This window comes from Ruegeria sp. BHSA118, assembly GCF_059613405.1.
Map to the genome: position 1 here is coordinate 1 of NZ_JBXWSM010000005.1, position 23,069 is coordinate 23,069.

The following is a 23,069-nucleotide window of genomic DNA, read 5'->3' on the forward strand; positions in this document are numbered from 1 at the left end:
TACAGAAAATCCATTCCGCATTTCATTGAAGCCTCGCGGATGAAGCCCGATGATCCGCAGTTTGCCGAGAACCTGGCAAACGCTCTGATGCAGACAGGGCAAATTGTGCAGGCATTGACCTACGCAGAGAAAAAGATTGAACGATTTCCAAACAATCGTGAACTCACCAGAGTCATCGACGAAATTCAACGCCAAGGGGAAAACTGGCGATCAATCATCCAGTTCACCACACACAAACTGGCGTCTGATCCGGACAACGCCGAATTGCTCTCAAAGCGCGCCCGCGCCTTCCAAAGCATCGGTTTTGTCGAAGAAAACACGCGGGATATCCAACATATCCAACGCGCGTACGAGTTGGAACCAAAGAACACAACGATTGCATTGCAAATGGCCATCAATCTGCACCAGACTGGTGACAGGGCCGAAGCGATCAAAGTTCTTCAAAACATCCTGGAAACCGATCCCCACAACCCGAATGCCCTGTTGCAATCCGCAATATTGACCGCACCGGAAAACGTGCCGCAGATGATCCCTGCGTTGAACGAGGCCATCGCTCAAACAAATCAACCTTTGCAAGAGCTCGAGTTTGCCAAGGCACATCTGATCGAAAAAAGCGAAGGCTTGGCCAAGGCGTTGCCGCAATTTGCAAAGGCAACCGCAATCCAACAGAGTATTCTGCCCTACGACCCCGAAATCGAAGAGAACAAATTATCCGATATTCTGGACATGTTCCCTGGAGGGTCGCCTGGGGTCAGTGCAGGGCAAAACAGCACGCCGACACCAATCTTTGTCATCGGTCAGCCGCGATCCGGAACCACTTTGATGGAGATGATGCTGAGCTCTGCGCCCGGTATCGCCGGTTGCGGCGAGCTGATGCTGATGACCGACCTTTCCGCCAAGCTTTATACGTCCGGCACGTCGCTCGATTCAGAAGCCGTGAAAGCAATTGCCCAAAGCTACCTGGATCAGATGCCCCGGATTCCGGCGGATTCAATCGCCTTTGTCGACAAGATGCCGCACAATTATCAAAATGTCGGCTTCATTCTTGCAGCCTTCCCGAATGCCCGGATCATCAACATGCTGCGGGATCCACGCGATGTCGGTTTGTCAAAATGGATCCAGCGGTTCCTTGCAGACGGCATGAACGACACATCCAACCTTGAAGCGATCGCGCATACCGCAAATCTGTATCGCCGGTACATGTCTCATTGGGACAAGCTGTTCGGAAACCGCATTCTGACACTGCCTTATGAAGATCTGGTGGTGGACCCCCTGATCCACAGCCAGCGCGTTGCCGAGTTTTGCGGTATTGAGTGGTGCCAATCCATGGTGCATCCCGAAAAGAACACCAGACAGGTGCGTACGGCCAGCGTTGATCAGGTGCGCAGCAAGATCTCGACCAAGTCAATCGGGCGCTGGCGCGAGGTCACGGATCAGATCAAACCGGTGCTGGACGGCTTTGACCCGGAACTTTGGCCGGAATACGACTTCAGTTGATCCGCAGAAGCAGAAAAGCCGCATCATGATGACGCGGCTTTTGTCCTTTTCGAAAACAGAGTCACTTCTGTTGGACGCGTCCGTCAACATAAGGCTGGTACGGCGCGTTTTCGGCCAGATATTCCGCGGTTACATCCGCAAGATCCGGACCGAAATCATAGGCGTTCTTGTCATCGCCCTCGAACATCGAATACCCATCGCCACCGTTGCGGACATAGTTGTTGGTTACGACCAGGTAGGTTTTGTTCGGGTCAATCGAAACGAACCCATCACCCTCGGCGACCATCACATCAATGATACGCCCTTCGTTCGGCGCTACGCTGGGATCCCAGGTAAAGCGCAGGCCCGCCACTTGCGGGAACCGGCCCTTGACCTCTTCCACCTGGCTTACACCGTTTTCCAGCGCGTCAACAACGGTCTGCCCGGTGATCTCAAAAGTGGACAGCGTGTTCTGGAACGGCAGCACGGTCAGCACTTCGCCCATGGTCACTTCTCCGGGGTCGATAGACGCCCGCAAACCACCCGAGTTCGCGATGGCAATCTGAACGCCCTGATCGGCAACCCGCGCCAGCATCGCATCGGCAACAAGATTGCCCATCTGGCATTCCTGTACGCGACATACAGAGCGATCCCCCTCGATGGCCTCGGCCGCGCTGGCGACAACCTTGTTTCGGATTTCATCCAGAGGCTGAGCAAGTTCCGCGATCCGGTCCAATGCGGCCTGATCCTCGGTCACGGTATTGTCCATGATCAAGGGTTCACCAACAGCTTCGACCACATTGCCTTCATCATCAAACGTGACGTTCAGTTCGCCCAAAAACTTGCCGTAGGCATAGGCTTGAACGATCTGCACACCGTTGACAACCGTGGGATACGGGCCCACGGCCTTGTCCGATGCATTCGAAAGATAGGTGTTCGAATGGCCGCCAACGATCACGTCGACGCCGCTTGTCTCAGCCGCGACACGCTGATCGACGCCATAGCCCGAATGGCTGAGTACGATGATCTTGTTGACGCCTTCGCCCGTCAGCTTGTCGACCTCGGCCTGAACAGCCGGTACCGGGTCTGAAAAGGTCACGTTGGGACCAGGCGACGCAAGTTCATGCGTATCGATCGGCGTCAGCCCGATCAGGCCAATCTGTTCGCCCCCCACCTCGATTATGGTGGACTTCTTGATGTGGTCGGTCAAAAGTTCTTCGTCGCGAATATCGGCATTGGACATCAGGACCGGGAAATCGACCGAGTCGATAAAGCCACGCAACACTTCCGGGCCGTCGTCAAACTCGTGATTGCCCACGGTCATCGCGTCATAGCCCAGCTTGTTCATGAACTCGGCAGCGACCTTGCCCTTGTAGTACGTGTAGAAAAGAGACCCCTGAAACTGATCGCCGCCATCCACCAGAATCGAATTGCCGGCACGCTCACGTGCTTCATTCACGGCTGTGACCAGGCGCGCCGATCCACCAAAGCACTTTCCTTCGGCATTGTCTTCCGCGTCGCATCCGCTGTCGTATTTGTTGATCGGCTCGAAGCGAGAATGAAAATCGTTGGTGTGCAAAATTGTCAGTTTGTAGTCGGCTGCCGCAACTCCGGCGGTCAGGCCCAGAACCGCAACTGAAGTCAAAATTCGGGTCTGCATCATGGTACTCCCAGTTATTATTTGTGGTGATCGTGCGCGCATGACGGCAGAGAGTCAAAGAAGAAATCCGACTTGATTCCATCTTCCGCGCGGGGCATCAGGTCCGTATGCTGATTTACAAGATTTTCCGAGCCGAAGAGTGGGCCGCCTTGCAGAACCAGGGTGCCTCGGACGGTGCTCCGATCGACGTCGCTGACGGGTTTGTCCACTTTTCCACCGCTGAACAAGCCGCTGAAACCGCAGCCAAACATTTTGCCGGTGTCGATGGTCTGGTTTTGCTGGCCTGTGACGCAGATGCGATGGGCGACGACCTGAGATGGGAGGTCTCGCGCGGGGGTGCCCTGTTCCCGCATCTCTATCGCCAGATCCGGATGAGCGATGTTGTCTGGTCACGCCCTCTGCCTTTTGACGGCACCGCGCACCAGTTCCCAAAGGACATGTCATGACACCCTATATCGACCCGGACCGCGACCAGTTCGAGGCCTTCAAGGCATTGGATCGGGACCAGCCGATCGAAATGCTCAATCTGGTGAAGTTTCGGGCCAAGGCGCAATACCCACCCGCGCACGAATTGGCGAATGCAGGCCTGACCGGAGCGCAAGCCTATCAGAACAACGGGGCTGAAACCGCTCCGATCATTGAACGTATCGGGGCGCGCATCCTTTGGCGTGGGGTGTTTGAAACGACGCTGATTGGCCCGGCGGACGAGGCGTGGGATGCCGTTTTCATTGCCCGCTATCCAACGGCACATGCATTTCTGGAAATGGTCACCGACCCAGCCTATCGTGCGGCGGTGATCCATCGTCAGGCGGCGGTGGAAACGTCGCGCCTGATCCGATGCGGTTCAGGTGAAGCCGGGGCGACATTCGGATGACACTGACAGAGAAACTGGGCCTTGCCGCCCTGCACCGCATGGACCCCGAGACCGCCCACGGGATGTCGATCAAAGTGTTGAAGGCAGGGCTTGCACCCGCACCCGGGCCGGTAACGACGCCGCGCCTGAAAACCGTCGTTGCCGGGCTGACCCTTCCGAACCCGGTTGGGCTGGCCGCCGGGTTCGACAAGAACGGCGAGGTTCTGACCCCACTGTCCCGCGCCGGGTTCGGTTTTGTCGAGGTCGGGGCGGTCACGCCGCGCCCGCAACCGGGAAACCCCAAACCCCGCCTGTTTCGCCTGACCGAGGACAAGGCAGCCATCAACCGCTTTGGCTTCAACAATGAAGGCATGAAGGTGATGGCCAAACGGCTGGCAGACCGCCCCAAAGATGCGGTCATTGGCCTGAATCTGGGGGCCAACAAGGACAGCGAAGACCGCGCGGGCGATTTTGTCAAAGTGCTGGCCCATTGTGCCGAACATCTGGATTTTGCAACCGTCAACGTATCATCGCCGAATACGGAAAGGCTGCGGGATTTGCAGGGCAAAGCCGCTCTCACCGCGTTGTTGAGCGGTGTGATCGAGACACGTGATGCGCTGCCGCGCCCGTTGCCGATCTTCCTGAAGATCGCACCGGATCTTACCGAGGCCGAATTGCAGGACATCGCCGAGGTCGCACGCGAAACCGGGGTGGACGCTGTGATCGCCACCAACACCACCCTGTCCCGCGACGGGTTGCGCAGCGCGCAGAAAGACGAAAGTGGTGGATTGTCGGGCGCCCCGCTGTTTGAAAAATCCACCCGTGTACTGGCTCGGCTGAGCAAACTGACGGGCGGGGATATCCCCCTGATAGGCGTGGGCGGCATCAGCAATGCCGAACAGGCCTATGCCAAAATTTGCGCCGGGGCATCGGCCGTGCAGTTCTATACCGCAATGGTGTATGGCGGCATTTCCCTGGCGGCCGACATCGCCAAAGGGCTGGATGACTTGCTGGCGCGTGACGGTTTTGACACCGTATCGCAAGCCGTCGGCAGCAAACGAGAGGATTGGCTGTGATCGAATACTGGCACAACCCCCGCTGTTCCAAATCCCGCGCCGGTCTGGCGCTTTTGGAAGAAAACGGTGCGCAGGTCTGCGTTCGAAAGTACCTGGAAGACGCGCCGTCAATAGACGAGTTGCGCGCTGCGCAATCCGCCCTTGGGCTGTCGCCCATCGAAATGATGCGCACAGGCGAAAAACGGTTCAAGGAACTGGGGCTGGCCAAAACCTCGCCCGACGATGACCTGATCCGTGCCATGGCCGAAAACCCGATCCTGATCGAGCGCCCTCTTGCAATTGCAGGAGACAAAGCCGCCATCGGGCGTCCGCCGGAAAAACTGTTGACGCTGCTCTAGGCCACCTGGGCTTCAAGCTTGGGATAGCGCCAGCCCATCGTTACACCACGTGCGATGTTGAGAACCATCAGCGCGGCCCACAGGCCATGATTGCCGAAGACAGGCACCAGCATGAACAAAGCGACCACATAGATCGCCACCGACTGAATCATCGCGTTTCGCATGGCGCGGGTCCAGGTGGCACCGATGTAGATACCGTCGAACATCCAGCTTGCCACCCCGATCACCGGGGCGATTGCGGCCCAGAACAGGTATTCGTGCCCGGCTTCACGCACTTGCGGTGAAGTTGACATCAGGTCGATCAGCGCCGGGCCGGCGACGAAGAAAACCGCAGCCAGCAACAGCGCGCCCCCAACACCCCATTGCGAGGCCATGACAGAGGCGCGACGCACCTGATACCTGTCTCTGGCGCCGACTGCGCCTCCGACCAGCGCTTCGGCGGAAAAGGCGAACCCATCAAGCGCAAAGGCGGTAATTTCAAGAAATTGCAGCAAGACCTGATTGGCCGCCAGATTCACGTCACCCAGATCCGAGCCAACAAAAAGGAATGTCGTGAACGATCCGGTCAACAGAACCGATCGCAGCATGATATCACCGTTGACCTGCAACATGCGCCGCAGCCGGGCGGCATCGAAAACCCGAGCCCAATCGCGCCAGATTCCATCTGCGAACCCATCCCGGCAAAGCCACAACCCCAAGGCCAATCCGGTCCATTCTGCAATCAGGGTGGCAATGGCAACCCCTTCGACTCCCCAGCCAAGGCCCAGAACGAACCACAGGTCGAGACCGATATTCAACCCGTTCATCCAAACCTGAAGGATGAACACGCCGCGCGTACGCTCGACGGCGATCAGCCAGCCGGTAACGGCATATAACGCGATGGTGGCGGGCGCCCCCCAGATGCGGATCTCCAGATAGGATCGGGTCAGGGCTTCGACTTCGGGGCTTGCCGGGGAAAGCGCGAACGCCCCCGTAAACACAGCCACTTGCGCAAGGATAAAGAACAGTCCTGCCGCGCCTCCCAGGATCAGGCCGCGCATCAGCAGCGCCCGGGTTTCAACGATGTCGCCTGCCCCGCGGGCCTGCGCCGCCATCCCGGTTGTGCCCATCCGCAGGAAACCGAAGATCCAATAGATTGTGGACAGGATCACAGCCCCGATGCCGACCGCCCCGATCGGGGCCGCCTCGCCCATCTGACCGACAACACCCGTATCCACCGCACCCAGTATCGGCACGGTGGCATTCGACAGAACTATGGGCACCGCGATCTTCAGCACCCGCCTGTGCGTGATGGGCGCCGAGGCGTCCTGCACGGTCAGCTCTTATCTCTGGAAGGTTGCGGCATCAGGAAATGTCCGGAAGCCTGCGCAAACAGTTTCGCATGATTGTCCTGCCAGGCTTCGACCCGGACCGAGGCATACCGCCGCCCGGATCTGCTGATGAAGGCCCGTGCATATGCGTCCCGTGGAAGGCCCGAGCGCAGATAGTCGACGGTAAAGTCGATGGTCTTGGGAAAGCGGATATTCGGGTCGGTCACAATGGCCTCTCCGTCGATCTCGCCACTTTCGATACGCGGGAACATATGTTCCCAACTGAGTGTAATGACGGCGGTCACTTCGAGGAATGCCGCGGTTACACCGCCGTGAATCGCAGGCAGAAACGGGTTGCCGATCAACTTGTCGTCGAAGTTCAGAACACCGGTCAGTTCGTCCCCGCGCCGGTCGAAGCTGATATTGAGAAAGCGGATATACGGGACACCGTCAACCAGCGCATGCAACGCTGCATCGCGTCGCTGCTTGACCACCTGCATTGGTTCGGGACGAGGTCTTGCCATGTTATTTCCCCTCAACCGTAAAGGACCCCGAGGCCGTGGCCACCGGCAGGTCTTTGTCCTGGTCCATAGCCGTGGCTCGTACAAACGCCACGTTCCGCGTGATGTGATAGCAGACGGCGTGCGCTGTAACCGTCTGACCCGGTGTCGCCGCGCGCATGTAGTCAATGCGCAGATCAATCGTGGCTGTCCCGCCGGGGGCCGACGGGTGGCTCATCACGGCAGCACCGCAGCATGTGTCCAGAATTGTGGAAATCGCCCCACCGTGAATCACCCCTGTGCGCGGATCACCGATCAGATCCTCATTGTAGGGCAACGTGATCTCTGCCTCGCCCTCGCCGATCTGTGTGAGCTTGAGGTTCAATGCCCGCGCATGGGGGATCGCCTCGATAAACTGGCGGGCTAAAACTGTCTTGTCGACCATAGGTTTGCGTCCTGTTCTCTGCCCGTCCTTTATGAGCCGCTGTTTCCGTAAAGGGCAAGCCCACCTGTTGCGCTTGGGATCGGGACCGCCTAGGTTGCTGACAAGGAGATCTGGAATGTCCAACAACCGTTTGTCATTCAAAGAGATGTGCGCCGAGTTCGACGTAACTCCGCGCACTCTGCGCTATTACGAATACATCGAGCTTTTGCAACCGGACCGCGAAGGTCGGTCCCGGTTTTACGGCCCGCGCGAATGCGCGCGGATGAAGCTGATCATGCGCGGCCGCAAGTTCGGATTTCCCCTGGAAGAGATCCGCCAATGGCTTTTGATCTACGAAGATCAGGGCAATGAGGCGCAAATGGCCACCTTCGTCGAGATGGCGGATCGCCAGATGAACGAGCTTCAGCAGCAGCGCCAGCAACTGGACGAAGCCATGGACGAGCTCAAGCGTCTGCGCGACCAGACGGCCAAGTCGCTGGGATAGCCGCCCCCAATCCGAAAATTCGAATTGATCACCCTGGATCTGCGCAAGCAGATGCGCGGTGTTTCCGCAATTGCGACAGCTTTGGTGGGAAATTCCGCATGACGCAACGGAAAGAAAATTGCGTCAGACCGTGCTTACGTGACCGGATGTTACGTCAACTTTGAAATGACGCAGCGTCTGGATTACGTAAACGTCACTCTCATGTTGTAAAGCGCGTACCAACTGCGCAACTCATATCTCATGACGCCAGTGACGAGAGTATGACGAATGACCGAAGATGTGATGACCATCCGTGAGATGTGCGAGACCTATGATGTCACGCCACGCACCTTGCGGTTCTATGAGGCCAAGGAACTTCTGTTCCCGATCCGTGAAGGCCAGAAACGTCTGTTCACCAAGCGTGATCGGGCGCGGCTCAAACTGATCCTGCGCGGCAAACGATTTGGGTTCAGCCTGGAAGAAATTCGGCAACTGCTGGATTTGTACCATGTCGGCGACCAGCAGGTCACGCAGATGACCCGCACCTATGAGATCGCGTGCGAGCGTCTGGAGGACATGGAAGCGCGCCGCGAAGAGCTGACGCAGGCCATCGACGATCTGAAAGAGCAGTTGCGCTGGGGCGAGAAAGTCATCGCCTCGATGAAACAGGAAAAGAAGGCAGCCGAGTAACATCGACCTGTCATCCGGACATATGAATTAAGGGAGCTTCACATGCCCGTTTACAACGCGCCAACCAAAGACATGCAGTTCATCCTGCACGACGTCCTGAATGTCTCGCAGTCGGACATACCCGGCTATAACGAACTGGAAGCCGAGTTTACCGGCGCGGTTCTGGAAGAAGCCGGCAAGGTTGCCACAAATGTTCTGCATCCGCTGAACGTCGTCGGCGACACCGAAGGGTGCCGGTTGGAAAACGGTATTGTGTACACCCCGACCGGGTTCAAGGAAGCCTTCGAGCAGATGAAGGAAGGCGGCTGGACTGGCCTCGACATGCCGGAAGAGTATGGTGGTCAGAACATGCCCTATGTGCTTGGCACCGCTGTGGGTGAGATGTTCTCGGGCTCAAACCAGGCCTTCACCATGTACCAGGGCCTGACGCACGGCGCGGCCTCGGCGATTCTGGCGCACGGAACCGACGAGCAGAAGAACAAGTACCTGCCCAAAATGGTCAGCTGTGAATGGACCGGCACCATGAACCTGACCGAACCGCATTGCGGCACCGATCTGGGCCTGATGCGCACCAAAGCGGAACCGCAGGGCGACGGAAGCTACAAAATCTCTGGCCAGAAGATCTTCATCTCGGCTGGCGATCACGACATGGCCGACAACATCATCCATCTGGTGTTGGCGAAAATCCCCGGTGGCCCCGAGGGTATCAAAGGCGTTTCGTTGTTCATCGTTCCCAAGTTCATCGTCAACGAAGACGGTTCGCTGGGCGAACGCAACGGCGTCTCGGTCGGCAAGATCGAAGAAAAGATGGGCATCCACGGCAACTCGACCTGCGTCATGAACTATGACGAGGCCACCGGCTGGCTGCTGGGCCAAGAGCACAAAGGTATGCGTGCTATGTTCACCATGATGAACGAAGCGCGTCTGGGTGTGGGCATGCAAGGCCTGTCACAGGCCGAAGCGGCGTATCAGAACGCTCTGGAATACGCCAAAGACCGCCTGCAGGGCCGCGATGTAACCGGTGTGAAAAACCCCGATGGCCCGGCTGATCCGCTGATCGTTCACCCTGACATCCGTCGCAATCTGATGGATCAGAAAAGCTTCACCGAAGGCGCACGCGCGTTCATTCTTTGGGGTGCAACCCTGATCGACAAGGCGCACCGGTCGGGTGACAAAGACGCGGACGGGCTGATCTCGCTTCTGACCCCAGTCATCAAGGGCTTCCTTACGGATGAAGGCTACGACATGACCGTTCAGGCGCAGCAGGTCTATGGGGGCCATGGCTACATCGAAGAATGGGGCATGTCGCAATACACCCGCGACGCCCGGATCGCCATGATCTATGAAGGCGCCAACGGCGTACAGGCGCTGGACCTTGTAGGCCGCAAACTGGCGCAGGATGGCGGCAAGCACGTCATGGCCTTCTTCGAGATGGTCAAAACCTTCTGCAAGGAAAACGCAGGCCAGAACGAAGCCTATGACAAGGCCTTTATCGAACCGCTGAAGGCTGCGTCCAAGGATCTGCAAGCTGCCGGCATGTATTTCATGCAGGAAGGCATGAAGAATCCGAACAACGCGCTGTCCGGTTCATATGACTTCATGCACATGTTTGGCCATGTCTGCCTGGGCCTGATGTGGGCGCGAATGGCCAAGGCCGCGCAAGAAGCGCTGGACGGTGGTGCGTCGGACAAAGAGTTCTACGAGACCAAGATCAACACCGGCCGCTTCTACATGGCGCGCCGCCTGCCCGCCACAGCGATGCACCTGTCGCGCATTCAAACCGGTGCGGACACGGTCATGGCGCTGGACGCGGCGAACTTCTGATCACAGTCTGGGTCCGGGTAACATTGCCCGGACCCAGCTTACCGGAGGAACAACATGCCGAAACGTTTTCGCCTGACCCGCCGTTTTCCGGTTGCAATGACTGAAGACGGGTATCGCAAACTCAAAGCCTTCGCGCGGGATGCTGGTCTGGACGAAGGCGAGGCGCTGTCGTTTCTGTTCGAAAATTTCAACAGCGTAATCAACGAGGACAACCTGACCCATCGCCTGCGCATCTTTAATTCCGAACTAGATACCCGGAAAAAGTGAATGCCAACGACGATTTTTGACGAAACCGCTAACTTGAATGCCGGATGCCTCCGGCGGGAGTATTTATGAAAAGATGAAGCGGCGATGCGTCCCTGCCACCGGGCGCACTCGCCATCAGGACAGGGACGACTTCACCTTTTGCGGTCATCGGCTCTCCAGCCTGTACCGCACGACCATTGAATAGGAAGATGGTTGATCAAAGGTTACCGACTGACCTTCATCTTTTCAAAAATACTCAATTCCGGCTTAGCCACGTGCGCCACGGGAGGGGCGATTGCATGACCATTAAACTGCACTGTTTCGGAGAAAGCGGCAATTCCTACAAGGCCGCTCTGGCGCTGGAAATGTCCGGTCTCGATTGGGAGCCGGTTTTTGTAGATTTCTTCAAGGGCGTCACCCGAAGCCCCGAGTTCCGTTCGGAAATCAACGTGATGGGCGAAGCACCCTTCATGGTCGATGGTGATTTCCAAACCTCCCAATCTGGTGCCATTCAGGCCTATGTGACTGAGAAATCCGGCAAGTTCGGCGGCAAGGACCGGGAAGAGAACTATGACATTCTGCGCTGGGTGCTTTGGGACAATCACAAGCTCAGCTCGATGGCGGGCCTGACCCGGTTCCTGATCAACTTTCTGCCCGAACAGCATCGCAACCCGGATGTGATCGCCTTCAATCAGGGCCGCCTGAAGGCCGCCTATCAGGTGCTGAACGCGCACCTGGAAGGCCGAGACTGGATCGTTGGTGACGGCGTGACCAACGCCGATCTCAGCTGCTGCGGCTACCTTTATTACCCCGAACCATTCGGCTTTGACCGCGCCGACTGGCCCCATATCGACGCCTGGCTGACCCGTTTGTCGGAACAGCCCGGCTGGAAACACCCCTATGACCTGATGCCCGGCAAACCGTCGGATCGAGCTTGAGGAGAAGACCCATGACCGAAGCTTATATTTATGATGCCCTGCGCACCCCGCGCGGCAAGGGCCGGAAAGATGGCAGCCTGCACGAGGTAACCTCGGTGCGCCTGTCCGCCCTGACCCTGAACGCGATGAAAGAGCGGAACAACCTTGAAGGCCACGCCGTTGAGGACGTGATCTGGGGCAACGTCACGCAGGTGATGGAGCAAGGCGGCTGTCTTGCGCGCTCGGCTGTTCTGGCCTCTGATCTGGATCAGTCGATCCCCGGTCTCGCAATCAACCGTTTCTGCGCCTCAGGCATGGAAGCTGTGAACCTCGCGGCGAACCAGGTCAAAGGCGGCGCAGGTGAGGCTTACATCGCAGGTGGCGTTGAAATGATGGGCCGCGTGGCCATGGGCAGCGATGGTGCTGCGATCGCCGTTGACCCTTCGCTGGCGATGGAAACCTACTTCGTGCCGCAGGGCATTTCGGCCGATATCATCGCGACCGAGTACGGTTTCTCCCGCGATGACGCAGATGCTCTGGCTGTTGAATCACAAAAACGTGCCGCGGAAGCATGGGCCGACAACCGTTTCGAAAAGTCGGTCATTACAGTCAAAGACCAGAACGGTCTGACCATTCTGGACCGCGATGAATACATGCGTCCAGGCACCGATATGCAAAGCCTCGGCGCTTTGAACCCGTCATTCGCAATGATGGGCGAACAGATGCCTGGCTTCGACAAGGTTGCAATGCTGAAATACCCCCATCTTGAGCGCGTAAACCACATCCACCATGCAGGCAACAGCTCGGGCATCGTGGACGGAGCCGCTGCTGTTCTGATCGGCAACAAGGAATTTGGCGAGAAATACGGCCTCAAGCCGCGTGCCCGCATCAAAGCAACCGCCAAGATTGGCACTGATCCGACCATCATGCTGACCGGCCCGGTACCGGTGACCGAGAAAATTTTGGCCGACAATGGCATGAAGATCAGCGATCTGGACCTGTTTGAAGTGAACGAAGCCTTCGCCTCGGTCGTGCTGCGTTTCCAGCAGGCATTTGATGTCGATCCTGCACTGGTCAACGTCAACGGTGGCTCGATCGCGATGGGTCACCCGCTGGGTGCCACGGGTGCGATGATCATTGGTACGCTGCTGGATGAGCTTGAGCGTCAGGACAAGGAAACCGGTCTGGCCACGCTTTGCATTGCATCCGGCATGGGTGCGGCAACCATTATCGAGCGCGTCTGATGCCCAAGCTGGATCTTTCTCAGATTCCGTTTCAGGGCGGCTCGGCCTATCCCGGCAAGCTGGCCGAAGCGACCGCAGGTCGCTTCGCGCAGCGCGTGGGCGATGCGGGCGGGCTGACCCAATACGGGGTCAACATCGTGCGGCTGGAACCGCAGGGCCTGTCCTCGCTGCGGCATTACCATATGAAACAGGACGAGTTTGCCATCATCCTCAGCGGCTCGTGCACGCTGGTCGATGATGATGGCGAGCATGAGATGAAGCTCGGCGATTGCGCCGCCTGGCCCGCAGGTGAAGCCAACGGCCATCACCTTGTGAACAAGACCGATGCGCCCATGACCTTTCTGGTGGTGGGCACACGGACCCCGACCGAGACCGGCTATTACAGCGACATGGACATGATGGTGAAGGTTGATGAGAACGGATTCTCCTTCACCCGCAAGGATGGCAGCCCGCTGACGGCTGACCAGATTGGAGATGACAATGACTGATTTCACTCTGAGCAAAGACGCAGACGGCGTCGCCACGATCACCTGGGACGTGCCCGGGAAGACCATGAACGTGATGTCCTTTGACGGGCTGGCAGAATTGAGCGATTGCATCGATCAGGCGCTGGCCGACGATGAGGTGAAAGGCATCATTGTTACTTCGGGCAAAGAAGGGTCATTTGCAGGCGGCATGGACCTGAACCTGCTGGCGGTGATGAAAGAACAGGCGGGCGACAATCCGGCCAAGGGTCTGTTCGAGGGCACGATGAAAATGCACGCCCTGCTGCGCAAGATCGAACTGGCGGGTATGGACCCCAAGACCAAGAAAGGCGGCAAGCCGATTGCTACCGTTCTGCCCGGGACCGCTGCGGGCATCGGTATGGAACTGCCCCTGTCTACCCATCGTATCTTTGCGGCCGAAAACCCAAAGGCAAAGTACGGCCTGCCCGAGATCATGGTCGGCATCTTCCCTGGCGCGGGCGGCACCACCCGTATGGTCCGCAAAGTTGGCGCCATTGCGGCGGCTCCGCTGTTGCTGGAAGGCAAAATGCTGGACGTCAAGAAAGCCAAAGGCGCAGGCTATATCGACGAAATCGCAGCCGATCCAATGGCAGCAGCCAGGGAATGGGTGCTGAGCGCCAAGGACGCCGATCTGGTCAAGCCTTGGGACGCGAAGGGTTATAAAATGCCTGGTGGCGCCCCCTATCATCCCGCAGGCTTCATGAACTTCGTTGGCGCGTCGGCGATGGTGAATGGCAAGACCCAAGGGGCCTTCCCGGCAGCCAAGGCTCTGCTGAGCGCAGTTTACGAAGGCGCTCTGGTCGATTTCGACACCGCGCTGAAAATCGAAGCGCGCTGGTTCACGTCCGTGCTGATGAACCCGTCGTCTGGTGCGATGATCCGATCGCTGTTCCTGAACAAGGAAGCACTGGAAAAAGGTGCCGTGCGCCCCGCCGGTGTTCCGGATCAGTCCGTCAAGAAGATCGGCGTTCTGGGCGCAGGCATGATGGGGGCTGGTATCGCTCTGGTATCGGCGCAGGCCGGTATGGAAGTGGTTCTGATCGACCGCGATCAGGAGGCTGCCGACAAAGGCAAAGCCTATACCGAGACCTACCTGGACAAAGGCATGAAGCGCGGCAAGGTCACGGCTGAGAAAAAAGAGTCTATGCTGGGTCGCATCACAGCGACGCCGGATTTGGACAACCTCAAAGGCTGCGATCTGATCATCGAAGCGGTCTTTGAAGACATGGGCGTCAAGGCTGAGATGACCAAGAAGGTCGAGGCGATCATCCCCGAGGACTGCATTTTTGCGTCGAACACCTCGACCCTGCCGATCAGCGATCTGGCCAAAGCATCCGTGCGCCCAGATCAGTTCATCGGCATCCACTTCTTCTCGCCCGTCGAGAAGATGTTCCTGGTCGAGATCATCAAAGGCAAGGAAACCGGTGATCGCGCAGTGGCCAAGGCGCTGGACTATGTGCGCCAGATCCGCAAGACGCCGATCGTGGTCAATGATGCGCGCTTCTTCTACGCAAACCGCTGCATCATTCCTTACATCAACGAAGGTGTGCGGATGATTGCTGAGGGTGTGAACCCAGTGCTGATCGACAACGCGGCGCGTCAACTGGGCTTCCCTGTGGGACCAATTCAGCTGACCGATGAGACCTCGATTGATCTGGGAGCCAAGATCGCGCGTGCGACCAAGGCTGCTATGGGCGATGCCTACCCGGAAAGCCCCTCGGACGATCTGATCTTCTGGATGGAAGAACAGGGCCGTCTGGGTCGCAAGGCAAACGCGGGCTTCTTCGACTACGACGAAAAAGGCAAGCGTGTCGAATACTGGAAGGGCCTGCAAGAGAAGTATCCGCATGCCGAAGACCAGCCGGACCTGATCGAAGTTCAGGAACGTCTGATGTTCGCGCAGGTTCTGGAAGCGGTTCGGGCGCTGGAAGAAGGTGTTCTGGAAGATATCCGTGAAGGCGACGTGGGCGCCATTCTTGGCTGGGGCTTTGCGCCGTGGTCCGGTGGTCCGCTCAGCTGGCTCGACATCATCGGCACGCCCTACGCAGCCGAGCGTTGTGATCAGTTGGCCGAGAAATATGGCGAACGCTTTGCCTGCCCACCGCTGCTGCATGAGATGGCAGAAAAGGGTCAAACCTTCTACGGGCGTTTCAACCCCGAAGCAAAGGCTGCCTGAATCAGTGACGCAGGCGCGTGAGATCACGCGCCTGCATCGTTTTTGTCAGTGTTTGGTTAGATCTGCCATTCGGGCCGCAGAAACAGCACCGGCGCGTTTGGACGCCCCGGTCGACCCGGCCGCCTGACCCCAGAGGGCGGACGAATCGGAAATATCGGTTCCTGCGGAATGGGTGCAGGCAGAGCACCCAATGGGTTAGCAAGGGCTGACATATCTCCCCTGCTTGCAATCAGGTTGACCAGCTTTGTGCCGGTCTCTTCATCGGCGACATCGTAACCAGCCCCGCTGACCCTGCCGCGCATGTTGAACAGGCCGGAAGGGCAGTAAGCTTGCAGGCCGCCCTCGACAAAGATCACCTGATCTTCGTCGAAATACAGGGAACGGACCTCGAACGACGATCCCGGCGCCTGCGACATAAACCGACCCAGGCCATTCAGCAGTCTTGCGGATACGACTGAACACCCGCTGGCATCGGCATCAAACCGCGACAGGTTCAGAGCGATGCCCTGCTCGGGCATCAGCCAAACGGGGCGCCCATTATACGCGGCGCGTGCAGGTACGAAAACCGGCAAATACTCGGAACGGCGCTCTTCGGCAGGAATGACCACGACGCTGGTCGAGATGCGGCGCACCTCTTTGAACCCGTGATCCAGAGTTCGGACAAGATCGCCGACTGCGATGCGCTCAACCGGTTTCCACCCGCTGGTTGTCGCAACCTTCGTGTCGTTCAAAAAACCACCACGGCGCGCGTTCACGGCGTGGTTCAAACTGGATGGATCAGTGTCGGACGACTGATCAAGATAAACAGAAATACTCGTAACTTCAGACACGTGCCTAACCCCCTTTGGCACAAACTCACTATGCCAAACAGCTAACATCAAAAAATCGGGGCTGTCTTATTTCAGACATATTTATGCCCAATTTGGGCCGTCTCAGCGCGTTTCCGGGGCGATTTGGTAAACACTTACAAGACATAAACAGGCTTTTGTGCAATTCCCGAAACGGTCAACATGAAAGGATCTTACGAATCCATTTGCACCTGATCCGTTGAAGTGAACCCGCTTGTTAGGGACGCAGCGTGCAAAACCCGATGGCAGAGCGCTGTTGCACGTGTCAGGCAAGCTCTTGCCGGGTGGATGACTTCCTGGCCCGCCAGCCCAGCAAAACCCCTGCCGTCGCGATCAGGACAATCCCGGACACCTGCATCAAATCGAGGGTCTGACCCAGTGCGACGAATGCAAAGAGCGGCCCGAAGATCATCACCGAATACTCGAACACGGCCACGTAAGAGGTCTCGCCTATCTGATAGGCTTTGATGAGCATGAAGACGGCAATCGTCGACCCGACGGCCTGAACAACAATCCATTGCAGCGCGGGCCCCACTTCCCAGACCCAACCCCGTGTCACAAAGCCGTCCGGCCCGTCCAGCGTGGCAACGGGTGCAAGCGTGAACAAGGCGGCGCCCACGGCCCCCGACAACCCAAGGGTAATGACCATCGCTGCCAGCATCGCAACCGTGCTTTCACGCGCGCAGTATGTCCGCGTCATGATCGAACTCAAGGCATAGAAAAAACCTGCGGCAACTGGAAAAACCGAACGCATGTCAAATTCGACCGGGTTTGGCTGCAAAACCAGAAGAGTGCCCGAAAAACCGACCAGCACAGCCAGTATGCGCCACGGCCCGATCTTTTGCCCAAGCGCAATGGACGAAATCAACAGCACGAAAATCGGCGAGGTGAACAGCCCTGCCAGGGCTTGCGCAATCGGCATCAACGACAGCGACGCAAAATAGAAAAACATGGCCGTCGTAATCAGAAGACTGCGTAAGATGACCGCCCCCCACCGTTGCGGCCTCAGCCCGCCCAGCCCCATAAGGGACAGGCCGACAATCAGCGGCAGCATCAGCAATGCCCGCATAAAATGGAACTGCCACAGCCCGACCGTCTCGGCCAGCAGGATCACAACATTGTCGATCACGCCGATAATTGCCATTGCCGCTACCATAAGGGCTGAAGCCAGCACCGGAGAGGTGGTCGTGTCTGCCTGCATGTTTGCGCCCTTGTTGCGATCAAAGATCCACGATCTTTTTCCTGACGGGTATCCAGCACAAATCGGAATACCTGCGCAACAAGTTTGCGCACGGCGTTTTCACCATGCTAAGCTGCGGCAAAACAATTTCGAGCAGACCCCAACCAGATGACGGCCCTGAAACAGTACCAGCGGATCGAAGCCACCGGTCTGTGGCGCCCTTCGCCCGATGAACAGCGGCGCGAAGTTGTGGTATCGATTGGCAAGGCCACCCTGACCATTTCCGATTTCAATGACAGGGCTTTGACGCATTGGTCTTTGGCGGCGCTTGAACGGCAGAACCCCGGTGTCTTTCCGGCTGTTTTTTGCCCCGACGGTGATCCGGATGAGACATTGGAACTGGGAGAATCCGAAACCACGATGCTTGAAGCGATCGATCGGCTGCAACGTGCCATCGAACGCTCTCGTCCCCATCCCGGCCGGTTGCGCTGGATGAGCGTCGGAGGCGTTGTGGCCGCGGTTCTGGCCGTATTGTTGTTTTGGCTGCCCGGTGCGTTGCAAAACCATGTTGTTTCGGTCGTGCCCGAAATCAAACGACAGGAAATCGGAGACACGATACTGCGTCGGATCGAGCGTGTCTCGGGACCGGCCTGTTCTTCTGTGGATGCGCAGGCTTCACTGGATCGGTTGGCCAGTCGTACGGGCGTACGGCAGATCATTATTCTGCCCGCCGGCGTTCAGGACAGCCTCAGCTTGCCGGGAGGCACCGTTCTGTTGAACCGGGCGCTGGTTGAAGACCACGAAGACCCTGCCGTCGCAGCAGGCTATATTATTGAAGAGCGCGCGCGGACGGCGCTCAACGACCCGCTGGATGATCTGCTGGACAGAACCGGTGCGTCCTCGGCCTTTCGACTGTTGACGACCGGGGAACTGACACCTGAGATCATCGACACTTATACCGAACAGGTCCTCTCGCAGCCCCGACCTTCCCTTCCGGACGATGACTTGCTGGCGATGTTCTCGCAAAGCGCCCTGCCCTCTACCCCTTACGCCTATGCTAAGGACATTACCGGTGAATCAGTACTGGGTCTGATCGAGGCCGATCCCATGGCCGGCCGGACACTGGAACAGGTGTTGCCGGACCGTGATTGGGTCCGGCTGCAAAACATATGCGGTGAATAAGCCCGGTTACTTGGTTCCGAACATCCGGTCGCCCGCGTCGCCCAGACCCGGCATGATATAGCCTTTCGAGTTCAGCTCGCGGTCCAGTGCCGCAGTGACGATGTGCACATCCGGGTGCGCCTCTTTCATACGCGCCACACCTTCCGGCGCGGCCAACAGACACAGAAAGCGGATATCCGTCGCCCCCGCCTCTTTCAGCAGGTCAATCGCCGCAGCCGAACTGTTGCCGGTGGCCAGCATCGGATCCACCGCGATAACCAAACGGTCTTTCAGGCTCTCGGGTGCTTTGAAATAATACTGCACGGGCTTCAAGGTTTCTTCGTCGCGATACAGACCGACAAAACCGACACGCGCAGAAGGAACCAGCTCCAGCACCCCATCCAGCATCCCGTTTCCGGCACGCAGGATCGACACCAGCGCCATTTTCTTGCCTGCCAGTATGGGGGCGTCCATCTCTTCCATCGGCGTTTCGATATTGCGCGTGGTCAGGGGAATGTCGCGCGTGACCTCATAGGCCAGCAGCAGCGTTATTTCGCGCAGCAACTGCCGGAACCCGGCCGTCGAGGTGCCCTTGTCCCTCATGAGCGTCAGTTTGTGTTGCACCAGAGGGTGATCGACGATGGTCAGATGTTCGCTCATGTTTTCTCCAGTCTTTCCTTGACCCGCGCGCGGGTGTCTTCATCGCAAAAGGCCGCATCCAGGGCGGTCTCGTTCAGGGCCGCAAAATCTTCGGCCTCCCAGCCGAAAGCTGCGTTCAGCATTTCATATTCCCGCCGCATGGTCGTGTGAAAAAATGGCGGGTCATCCGTTGAGACGGTGACCTTCACGCCCGCATCACGCAAGGCCGCAATCGGGTGGGCCGCAAAATCCGGGAAAAGCCCCAGAACCACATTCGATCCCGGACAGACCTCAAGAGTGATGTCCCTGTCGACCAGTTCGCGAACAAGGTCCGGATCCTCGATGGCGCGAACACCGTGCCCGATGCGCTCGACTCCCAGATCGCGCACAGCATCGCGCACGCTTTCCGGGCCTCCGAACTCACCGGCATGTGTCGTCAGCCGCAGGCCGGCCTCGCGCGCGCAGTCGAACGCCCATTTGAAATCGCCCTGTGTGCCAACGGATTCATTGCCACCCATGCCAAAACCGGTGATCCAGTCGCCCGCAGTCTCGGCCGCGCAATTGGCGCTGCGCTTGGCTTGATCGGGGCCAAAATGGCGCACACAGGTAATGACGCCGCGCAAGGTTATGTCAAACTTGCGCTCGGCCTCGTCCGCTGCGTCCTGAATAGCGTTCAGATAGTCCCTCCAGGCGTGCAGGTCGCCGCCGCCACAAAAATCGGGGCTCAGAAAAGTCTCAGAGTAGACGACACCGTTTTCGGCGCTTTCTTCGAGAATGGCCAATGTCAGCCGCCGGAAATCTTCGGGCGTTTTCAGAACTTCGCAGGCAGCTTCATACACATTCAGGAAATGCGCGAAATCGCGGAAATCATAAGATCCGTCCGGCTTGAAGATACCGCTCAGATCCACCCGTTTTTCATGCGCAAGCTGACGTATGAAGGCCGGTGGCGCGGCGCCTTCGTGATGCAGGTGCAGTTCTATTTTCGGCAGATCGGCGACGCTCATAGAAAGTTCCTTCCCGGCCCTTGCGCCGGAATGTTCAGGTGATGGGCGATGCTGGCGGCAATATCGGCAAAGTCTACCTGGCCGATCTGCCCCGTGCCTGACCCGGAAATCAGAACCGGTACTTGTTCACGTGTGTGATCTGTCCCGGTCCAGCTGGGATCATTGCCATGATCGGCGGTCAACAACAACAGGTCGCCGGGGCGCAGCCTGGCCAGAATTTTGCCGATCTCCTGGTCGAACCATTCCAATGCTCGGGCATAGCCGCTGATATCGCGGCGGTGGCCGTAAAGACTGTCGAATTCAACAAAGTTGGCGAAAGTCAGGCTGCCCTCTTCGGCGTCATCCACCAGATCTGAAAGGTGCCGCATGAGTTCAGCGTCCGACCCTTTGCGCAGCGTGTCGATACCCTGCATGGAAAAGATGTCGCCGATCTTGCCCACCGCGTGCACCTTCCGCCCGGCATCCTGCGCCCAATTGGTCAGAACCGGTGCCGGCGGCAGAATGGCGAAATCCTTGCGGTTGGTTGTTCGTTCGAAACCCGCCTCTGGCGAGCCGACAAAGGGGCGCGCAATGACACGGCCCACTTTCATCTCGTGCAAGCGCGGTGCAAGTGCGCGGCACATACCCAGCAAACGGTCCAGCCCGAAACTCTCTTCATGGGCTGCGATCTGAAACACACTGTCGGCTGAGGTGTAGCAGATCGGCCAGCCGGTTCGCATATGCTCGGCACCCAGTTCGGCGATGATCGTCGTGCCCGAGGCATGGCAATCGCCAAGGATGCCTTCGGTCCCGGCGGCCCGGGCCGCTGCGCGGCTCAGGTCCGCAGGAAAAGCCGGAACCGTATCCGGGAAATAGTGCCAATCCCACGGCACCGGCAGACCTGCCAGTTCCCAGTGGCCCGAGGGCGTGTCTTTGCCGGGCGAATGCTCGCGCGCGCACCCCCACAGCCCATTGGGTTTGGCGTCCAATCCGGGGGTTGCTTCACCAGACGCCAGTCGCGCAGCCGCACCCAAACCCAGCGCATCGAGGTTCGGCAGGTTCAAAGGGCCAAAGCGCCCGTCTTCCGCCCGCCCTTCGGCACAGGCCTGCGCGATATGGGCCAGCGTATTTGCCCCACTATCCGGAACGTCGCCATTGAAAAAACGATCGGCATCAGGCGCACCGCCTATTCCAACGGAATCCATGACGACGAGAAATGCACGGCTCATACGCTGATCCTTTCGTGGATCAGATCCGGAAGCGTCGGAGCCGTTTCGCTGATCTCAATCGCGCTCAGCACGGTTTCTGCGGCTCGGCGCGCAGCATCTTCTCGAGCAGCATGGATCACTGCAATCGGCGCGCCCTTTGACACGTGATCCCCAAACCGAAGAATACTGGATATCCCGACGGCGGGGTCGATCTCATCACTTTCGACCTGACGGCCACCGCCCAGCGCAACCACGGCAAGACCCAGAGCTTCGCCATCGACGGTCGAGATAAAGCCGTCCCGCGGGGCCGGAACCTCTTGGATGACATTCGCCTCAGGCAGGAAGCGGGCCCAGGCATCGACAAACTGAACCGGGCCACCAACCGCTGCCATCATACGCCCGAACCGTTCGGCAGCGCGGCCGTCACGGATGATTTCAAAGATCTTCTCACGCCCTTCCTCAACCGTTCCGCACATTCCTGCGTCGGTCAGCAGGACACCCCCCAGCTCGGCGGAAATGTCTGCCAAAGGGGACGCATTCGACCCCGTCAGCACCTTCATCACTTCCGCGATTTCCAAGGCATTCCCCAACGCCGGGGCCAATGGTTGGTTCATATCCGTGATCACCGCCGACGTGCGGCATCCTGCTGCGTTTGCGGTCTGGGTCAATGCGGTGGCCAATTTGCGGGCATCTTCGATCGTTTTCATGAAAGCACCGCTGCCGGTTTTGACATCCAGAACCAGCGCGTCCGGGCTGGCGGCCAGCTTTTTGGACAGGATCGACGCTGTGATCAGATCCAAGCTCTCGACCGTCGCGGTCACATCCCGCACCGCATAAAGGCGCTTGTCTGCCGGCGCGATCTGGCCCGTCGCGCCGACGATGGCCGCGCCGGTATCGCGTAAAATCTGCGCAAGACGGTCCTGCCCGATCTGAGTGCTGACCCCCGGTATCGCCTCTAGCTTGTCCAGCGTTCCGCCAGTATGCCCAAGACCCCGGCCCGAGATCATTGGGACATACGCCCCACATTCCGCCAACGCCGGAGCAAGAACCAGACTGACGCTGTCCCCGACCCCTCCGGTCGAGTGCTTGTCGATCACCGGCCCGTCCACGTCCCACGTCAGAACGTCACCGCTGTCGCGCATCGCAATCGTCAAATCGGCACGCCCCTGAGGGCCCAGTCCGCCCATGCAGACAGCCATGGCGAATGCCCCGGCCTGCGCGTCGCTGACGCTTCCATCCGCAAGTCCCTGCGCAAACCAGATCAGTTCCTCGCGACCGGGCACCTCCTGCCTGCGCAGTTTTGCTATGATCGAGCGGGCGTCCATG

General features: G+C 58.5%; 24 protein-coding genes. 14 read left to right on the top strand and 10 right to left on the bottom strand.

The window, feature by feature from the left end:
• A partial coding sequence (locus AC2FNN_RS02535) for a tetratricopeptide repeat-containing sulfotransferase family protein (RefSeq protein WP_496756391.1) occupies positions 1 to 1,497 on the top strand: 1,497 nt, incomplete at its 5' end.
• A 61-nt stretch (positions 1,498 to 1,558) separates the two neighbouring features.
• Here the strand turns inward: AC2FNN_RS02535 and AC2FNN_RS02540 are convergent.
• Positions 1,559 to 3,136, bottom strand: a complete 1,578-nt coding sequence (locus AC2FNN_RS02540) for a bifunctional metallophosphatase/5'-nucleotidase (protein WP_496756393.1) — start codon at positions 3,134 to 3,136, stop codon at positions 1,559 to 1,561.
• 107 nt (positions 3,137 to 3,243) lie between these two features.
• On the opposite strand from AC2FNN_RS02540, the gene AC2FNN_RS02545 reads away from it, so the two are divergent.
• Genes AC2FNN_RS02545 through arsC form a run of 4 tightly spaced genes read left to right on the top strand, consistent with a single transcriptional unit; the run spans position 3,244 to position 5,403 of the window.
• Complete coding sequence (locus AC2FNN_RS02545; protein WP_496756395.1) at positions 3,244 to 3,582, top strand: DUF952 domain-containing protein; 339 nt, start codon at positions 3,244 to 3,246, stop codon at positions 3,580 to 3,582.
• Entirely contained in the window at positions 3,579 to 4,010 is a 432-nt protein-coding gene (locus AC2FNN_RS02550; RefSeq protein WP_496756396.1) for a DUF1330 domain-containing protein, read from the top strand. The genes AC2FNN_RS02545 and AC2FNN_RS02550 overlap by 4 nt, the downstream gene beginning before the upstream one ends.
• Complete coding sequence (locus AC2FNN_RS02555) at positions 4,007 to 5,065, top strand: quinone-dependent dihydroorotate dehydrogenase (protein ID WP_496756397.1); 1,059 nt, start codon at positions 4,007 to 4,009, stop codon at positions 5,063 to 5,065. Before AC2FNN_RS02550 ends, AC2FNN_RS02555 begins: the two co-directional genes overlap by 4 nt.
• A complete protein-coding gene (arsC, locus tag AC2FNN_RS02560; RefSeq protein ID WP_496756399.1) occupies positions 5,062 to 5,403 on the top strand; it encodes an arsenate reductase (glutaredoxin) in 342 nt (113 codons plus the stop codon). Before AC2FNN_RS02555 ends, arsC begins: the two co-directional genes overlap by 4 nt.
• Here arsC and AC2FNN_RS02565 read toward each other — a convergent pair.
• The 3 genes from AC2FNN_RS02565 to AC2FNN_RS02575 are packed head-to-tail and all read right to left on the bottom strand — an operon-like array spanning position 5,400 to position 7,658.
• Positions 5,400 to 6,716 (bottom strand): MATE family efflux transporter, encoded by a 1,317-nt coding sequence (locus tag AC2FNN_RS02565; RefSeq protein WP_496756401.1) that lies wholly within the window; start codon positions 6,714 to 6,716, stop codon positions 5,400 to 5,402. The genes arsC and AC2FNN_RS02565 overlap by 4 nt on opposite strands.
• Before the next feature lie 2 nt (positions 6,717 to 6,718).
• Positions 6,719 to 7,237: a PaaI family thioesterase gene (locus AC2FNN_RS02570; RefSeq protein WP_496756402.1), complete on the bottom strand. Its 519-nt coding sequence runs from the start codon at positions 7,235 to 7,237 to the stop codon at positions 6,719 to 6,721.
• Between the two features lies 1 nt (position 7,238).
• Positions 7,239 to 7,658, bottom strand: coding sequence for a PaaI family thioesterase (locus AC2FNN_RS02575; RefSeq protein WP_171723606.1), 420 nt, complete (start codon positions 7,656 to 7,658; stop codon positions 7,239 to 7,241).
• 115 nt (positions 7,659 to 7,773) lie between these two features.
• Between AC2FNN_RS02575 and AC2FNN_RS02580 the strand changes: the two genes are divergently transcribed.
• The 8 genes from AC2FNN_RS02580 to AC2FNN_RS02615 all read left to right on the top strand — a co-directional run bounded on the left by AC2FNN_RS02580 (position 7,774) and on the right by AC2FNN_RS02615 (position 15,724).
• On the top strand, positions 7,774 to 8,142 hold the full coding sequence (locus tag AC2FNN_RS02580; protein WP_152457425.1) for a MerR family transcriptional regulator: 369 nt from the start codon (positions 7,774 to 7,776) through the stop codon (positions 8,140 to 8,142).
• 267 nt (positions 8,143 to 8,409) lie between these two features.
• The gene (locus tag AC2FNN_RS02585; protein ID WP_152457424.1) at positions 8,410 to 8,811 is read left to right on the top strand and encodes a MerR family transcriptional regulator; all 402 of its coding nucleotides are present in this window, start codon (positions 8,410 to 8,412) and stop codon (positions 8,809 to 8,811) included.
• A 42-nt stretch (positions 8,812 to 8,853) separates the two neighbouring features.
• A complete protein-coding gene (locus AC2FNN_RS02590) occupies positions 8,854 to 10,635 on the top strand; it encodes an acyl-CoA dehydrogenase C-terminal domain-containing protein (protein WP_496756404.1) in 1,782 nt (593 codons plus the stop codon).
• Between the two features lie 54 nt (positions 10,636 to 10,689).
• Positions 10,690 to 10,902 carry a hypothetical protein gene (locus tag AC2FNN_RS02595; protein WP_496756406.1) on the top strand — a complete coding sequence of 71 codons (213 nt, stop codon included), beginning with the start codon at positions 10,690 to 10,692 and terminating at the stop codon, positions 10,900 to 10,902.
• A gap of 278 nt (positions 10,903 to 11,180) precedes the next feature.
• Positions 11,181 to 11,819: a glutathione S-transferase family protein gene (locus AC2FNN_RS02600; protein ID WP_496756408.1), complete on the top strand. Its 639-nt coding sequence runs from the start codon at positions 11,181 to 11,183 to the stop codon at positions 11,817 to 11,819.
• An 11-nt stretch (positions 11,820 to 11,830) separates the two neighbouring features.
• Positions 11,831 to 13,042, top strand: coding sequence for an acetyl-CoA C-acetyltransferase (locus AC2FNN_RS02605; RefSeq protein ID WP_496756409.1), 1,212 nt, complete (start codon positions 11,831 to 11,833; stop codon positions 13,040 to 13,042).
• A complete protein-coding gene (locus AC2FNN_RS02610; RefSeq protein ID WP_496756411.1) occupies positions 13,042 to 13,530 on the top strand; it encodes a cupin domain-containing protein in 489 nt (162 codons plus the stop codon). The genes AC2FNN_RS02605 and AC2FNN_RS02610 overlap by 1 nt, the downstream gene beginning before the upstream one ends.
• Entirely contained in the window at positions 13,523 to 15,724 is a 2,202-nt protein-coding gene (locus AC2FNN_RS02615) for a 3-hydroxyacyl-CoA dehydrogenase NAD-binding domain-containing protein (protein WP_496756412.1), read from the top strand. Before AC2FNN_RS02610 ends, AC2FNN_RS02615 begins: the two co-directional genes overlap by 8 nt.
• Before the next feature lie 56 nt (positions 15,725 to 15,780).
• Here AC2FNN_RS02615 and AC2FNN_RS02620 read toward each other — a convergent pair whose 3' ends face one another.
• Positions 15,781 to 16,554 carry a Hint domain-containing protein gene (locus AC2FNN_RS02620; RefSeq protein WP_496756414.1) on the bottom strand — a complete coding sequence of 258 codons (774 nt, stop codon included), beginning with the start codon at positions 16,552 to 16,554 and terminating at the stop codon, positions 15,781 to 15,783.
• Positions 16,555 to 16,837: 283 nt separating this feature from the next.
• Entirely contained in the window at positions 16,838 to 17,773 is a 936-nt protein-coding gene (locus AC2FNN_RS02625) for a DMT family transporter (protein ID WP_496756415.1), read from the bottom strand.
• A gap of 147 nt (positions 17,774 to 17,920) precedes the next feature.
• Here AC2FNN_RS02625 and AC2FNN_RS02630 point away from each other — a divergent pair, with 147 nt between their 5' ends.
• On the top strand, positions 17,921 to 18,934 hold the full coding sequence (locus tag AC2FNN_RS02630; RefSeq protein ID WP_496756416.1) for a hypothetical protein: 1,014 nt from the start codon (positions 17,921 to 17,923) through the stop codon (positions 18,932 to 18,934).
• A 6-nt stretch (positions 18,935 to 18,940) separates the two neighbouring features.
• Here the strand turns inward: AC2FNN_RS02630 and upp are convergent, their stop codons facing one another.
• Genes upp through AC2FNN_RS02650 form a run of 4 tightly spaced genes read right to left on the bottom strand, consistent with a single transcriptional unit; the run spans position 18,941 to position 23,068 of the window.
• Positions 18,941 to 19,573, bottom strand: coding sequence for a uracil phosphoribosyltransferase (gene upp / locus AC2FNN_RS02635; protein ID WP_496756417.1), 633 nt, complete (start codon positions 19,571 to 19,573; stop codon positions 18,941 to 18,943).
• Complete coding sequence (locus AC2FNN_RS02640; protein WP_496756418.1) at positions 19,570 to 20,556, bottom strand: adenosine deaminase; 987 nt, start codon at positions 20,554 to 20,556, stop codon at positions 19,570 to 19,572. Before AC2FNN_RS02640 ends, upp begins: the two co-directional genes overlap by 4 nt.
• The gene (locus AC2FNN_RS02645) at positions 20,553 to 21,764 is read right to left on the bottom strand and encodes a phosphopentomutase (protein ID WP_496756419.1); all 1,212 of its coding nucleotides are present in this window, start codon (positions 21,762 to 21,764) and stop codon (positions 20,553 to 20,555) included. The genes AC2FNN_RS02640 and AC2FNN_RS02645 overlap by 4 nt, the downstream gene beginning before the upstream one ends.
• The gene (locus tag AC2FNN_RS02650; protein ID WP_496756420.1) at positions 21,761 to 23,068 is read right to left on the bottom strand and encodes a thymidine phosphorylase; all 1,308 of its coding nucleotides are present in this window, start codon (positions 23,066 to 23,068) and stop codon (positions 21,761 to 21,763) included. The genes AC2FNN_RS02645 and AC2FNN_RS02650 overlap by 4 nt, the downstream gene beginning before the upstream one ends.
• Between the last annotated feature and the right edge of the window lies 1 nt (position 23,069).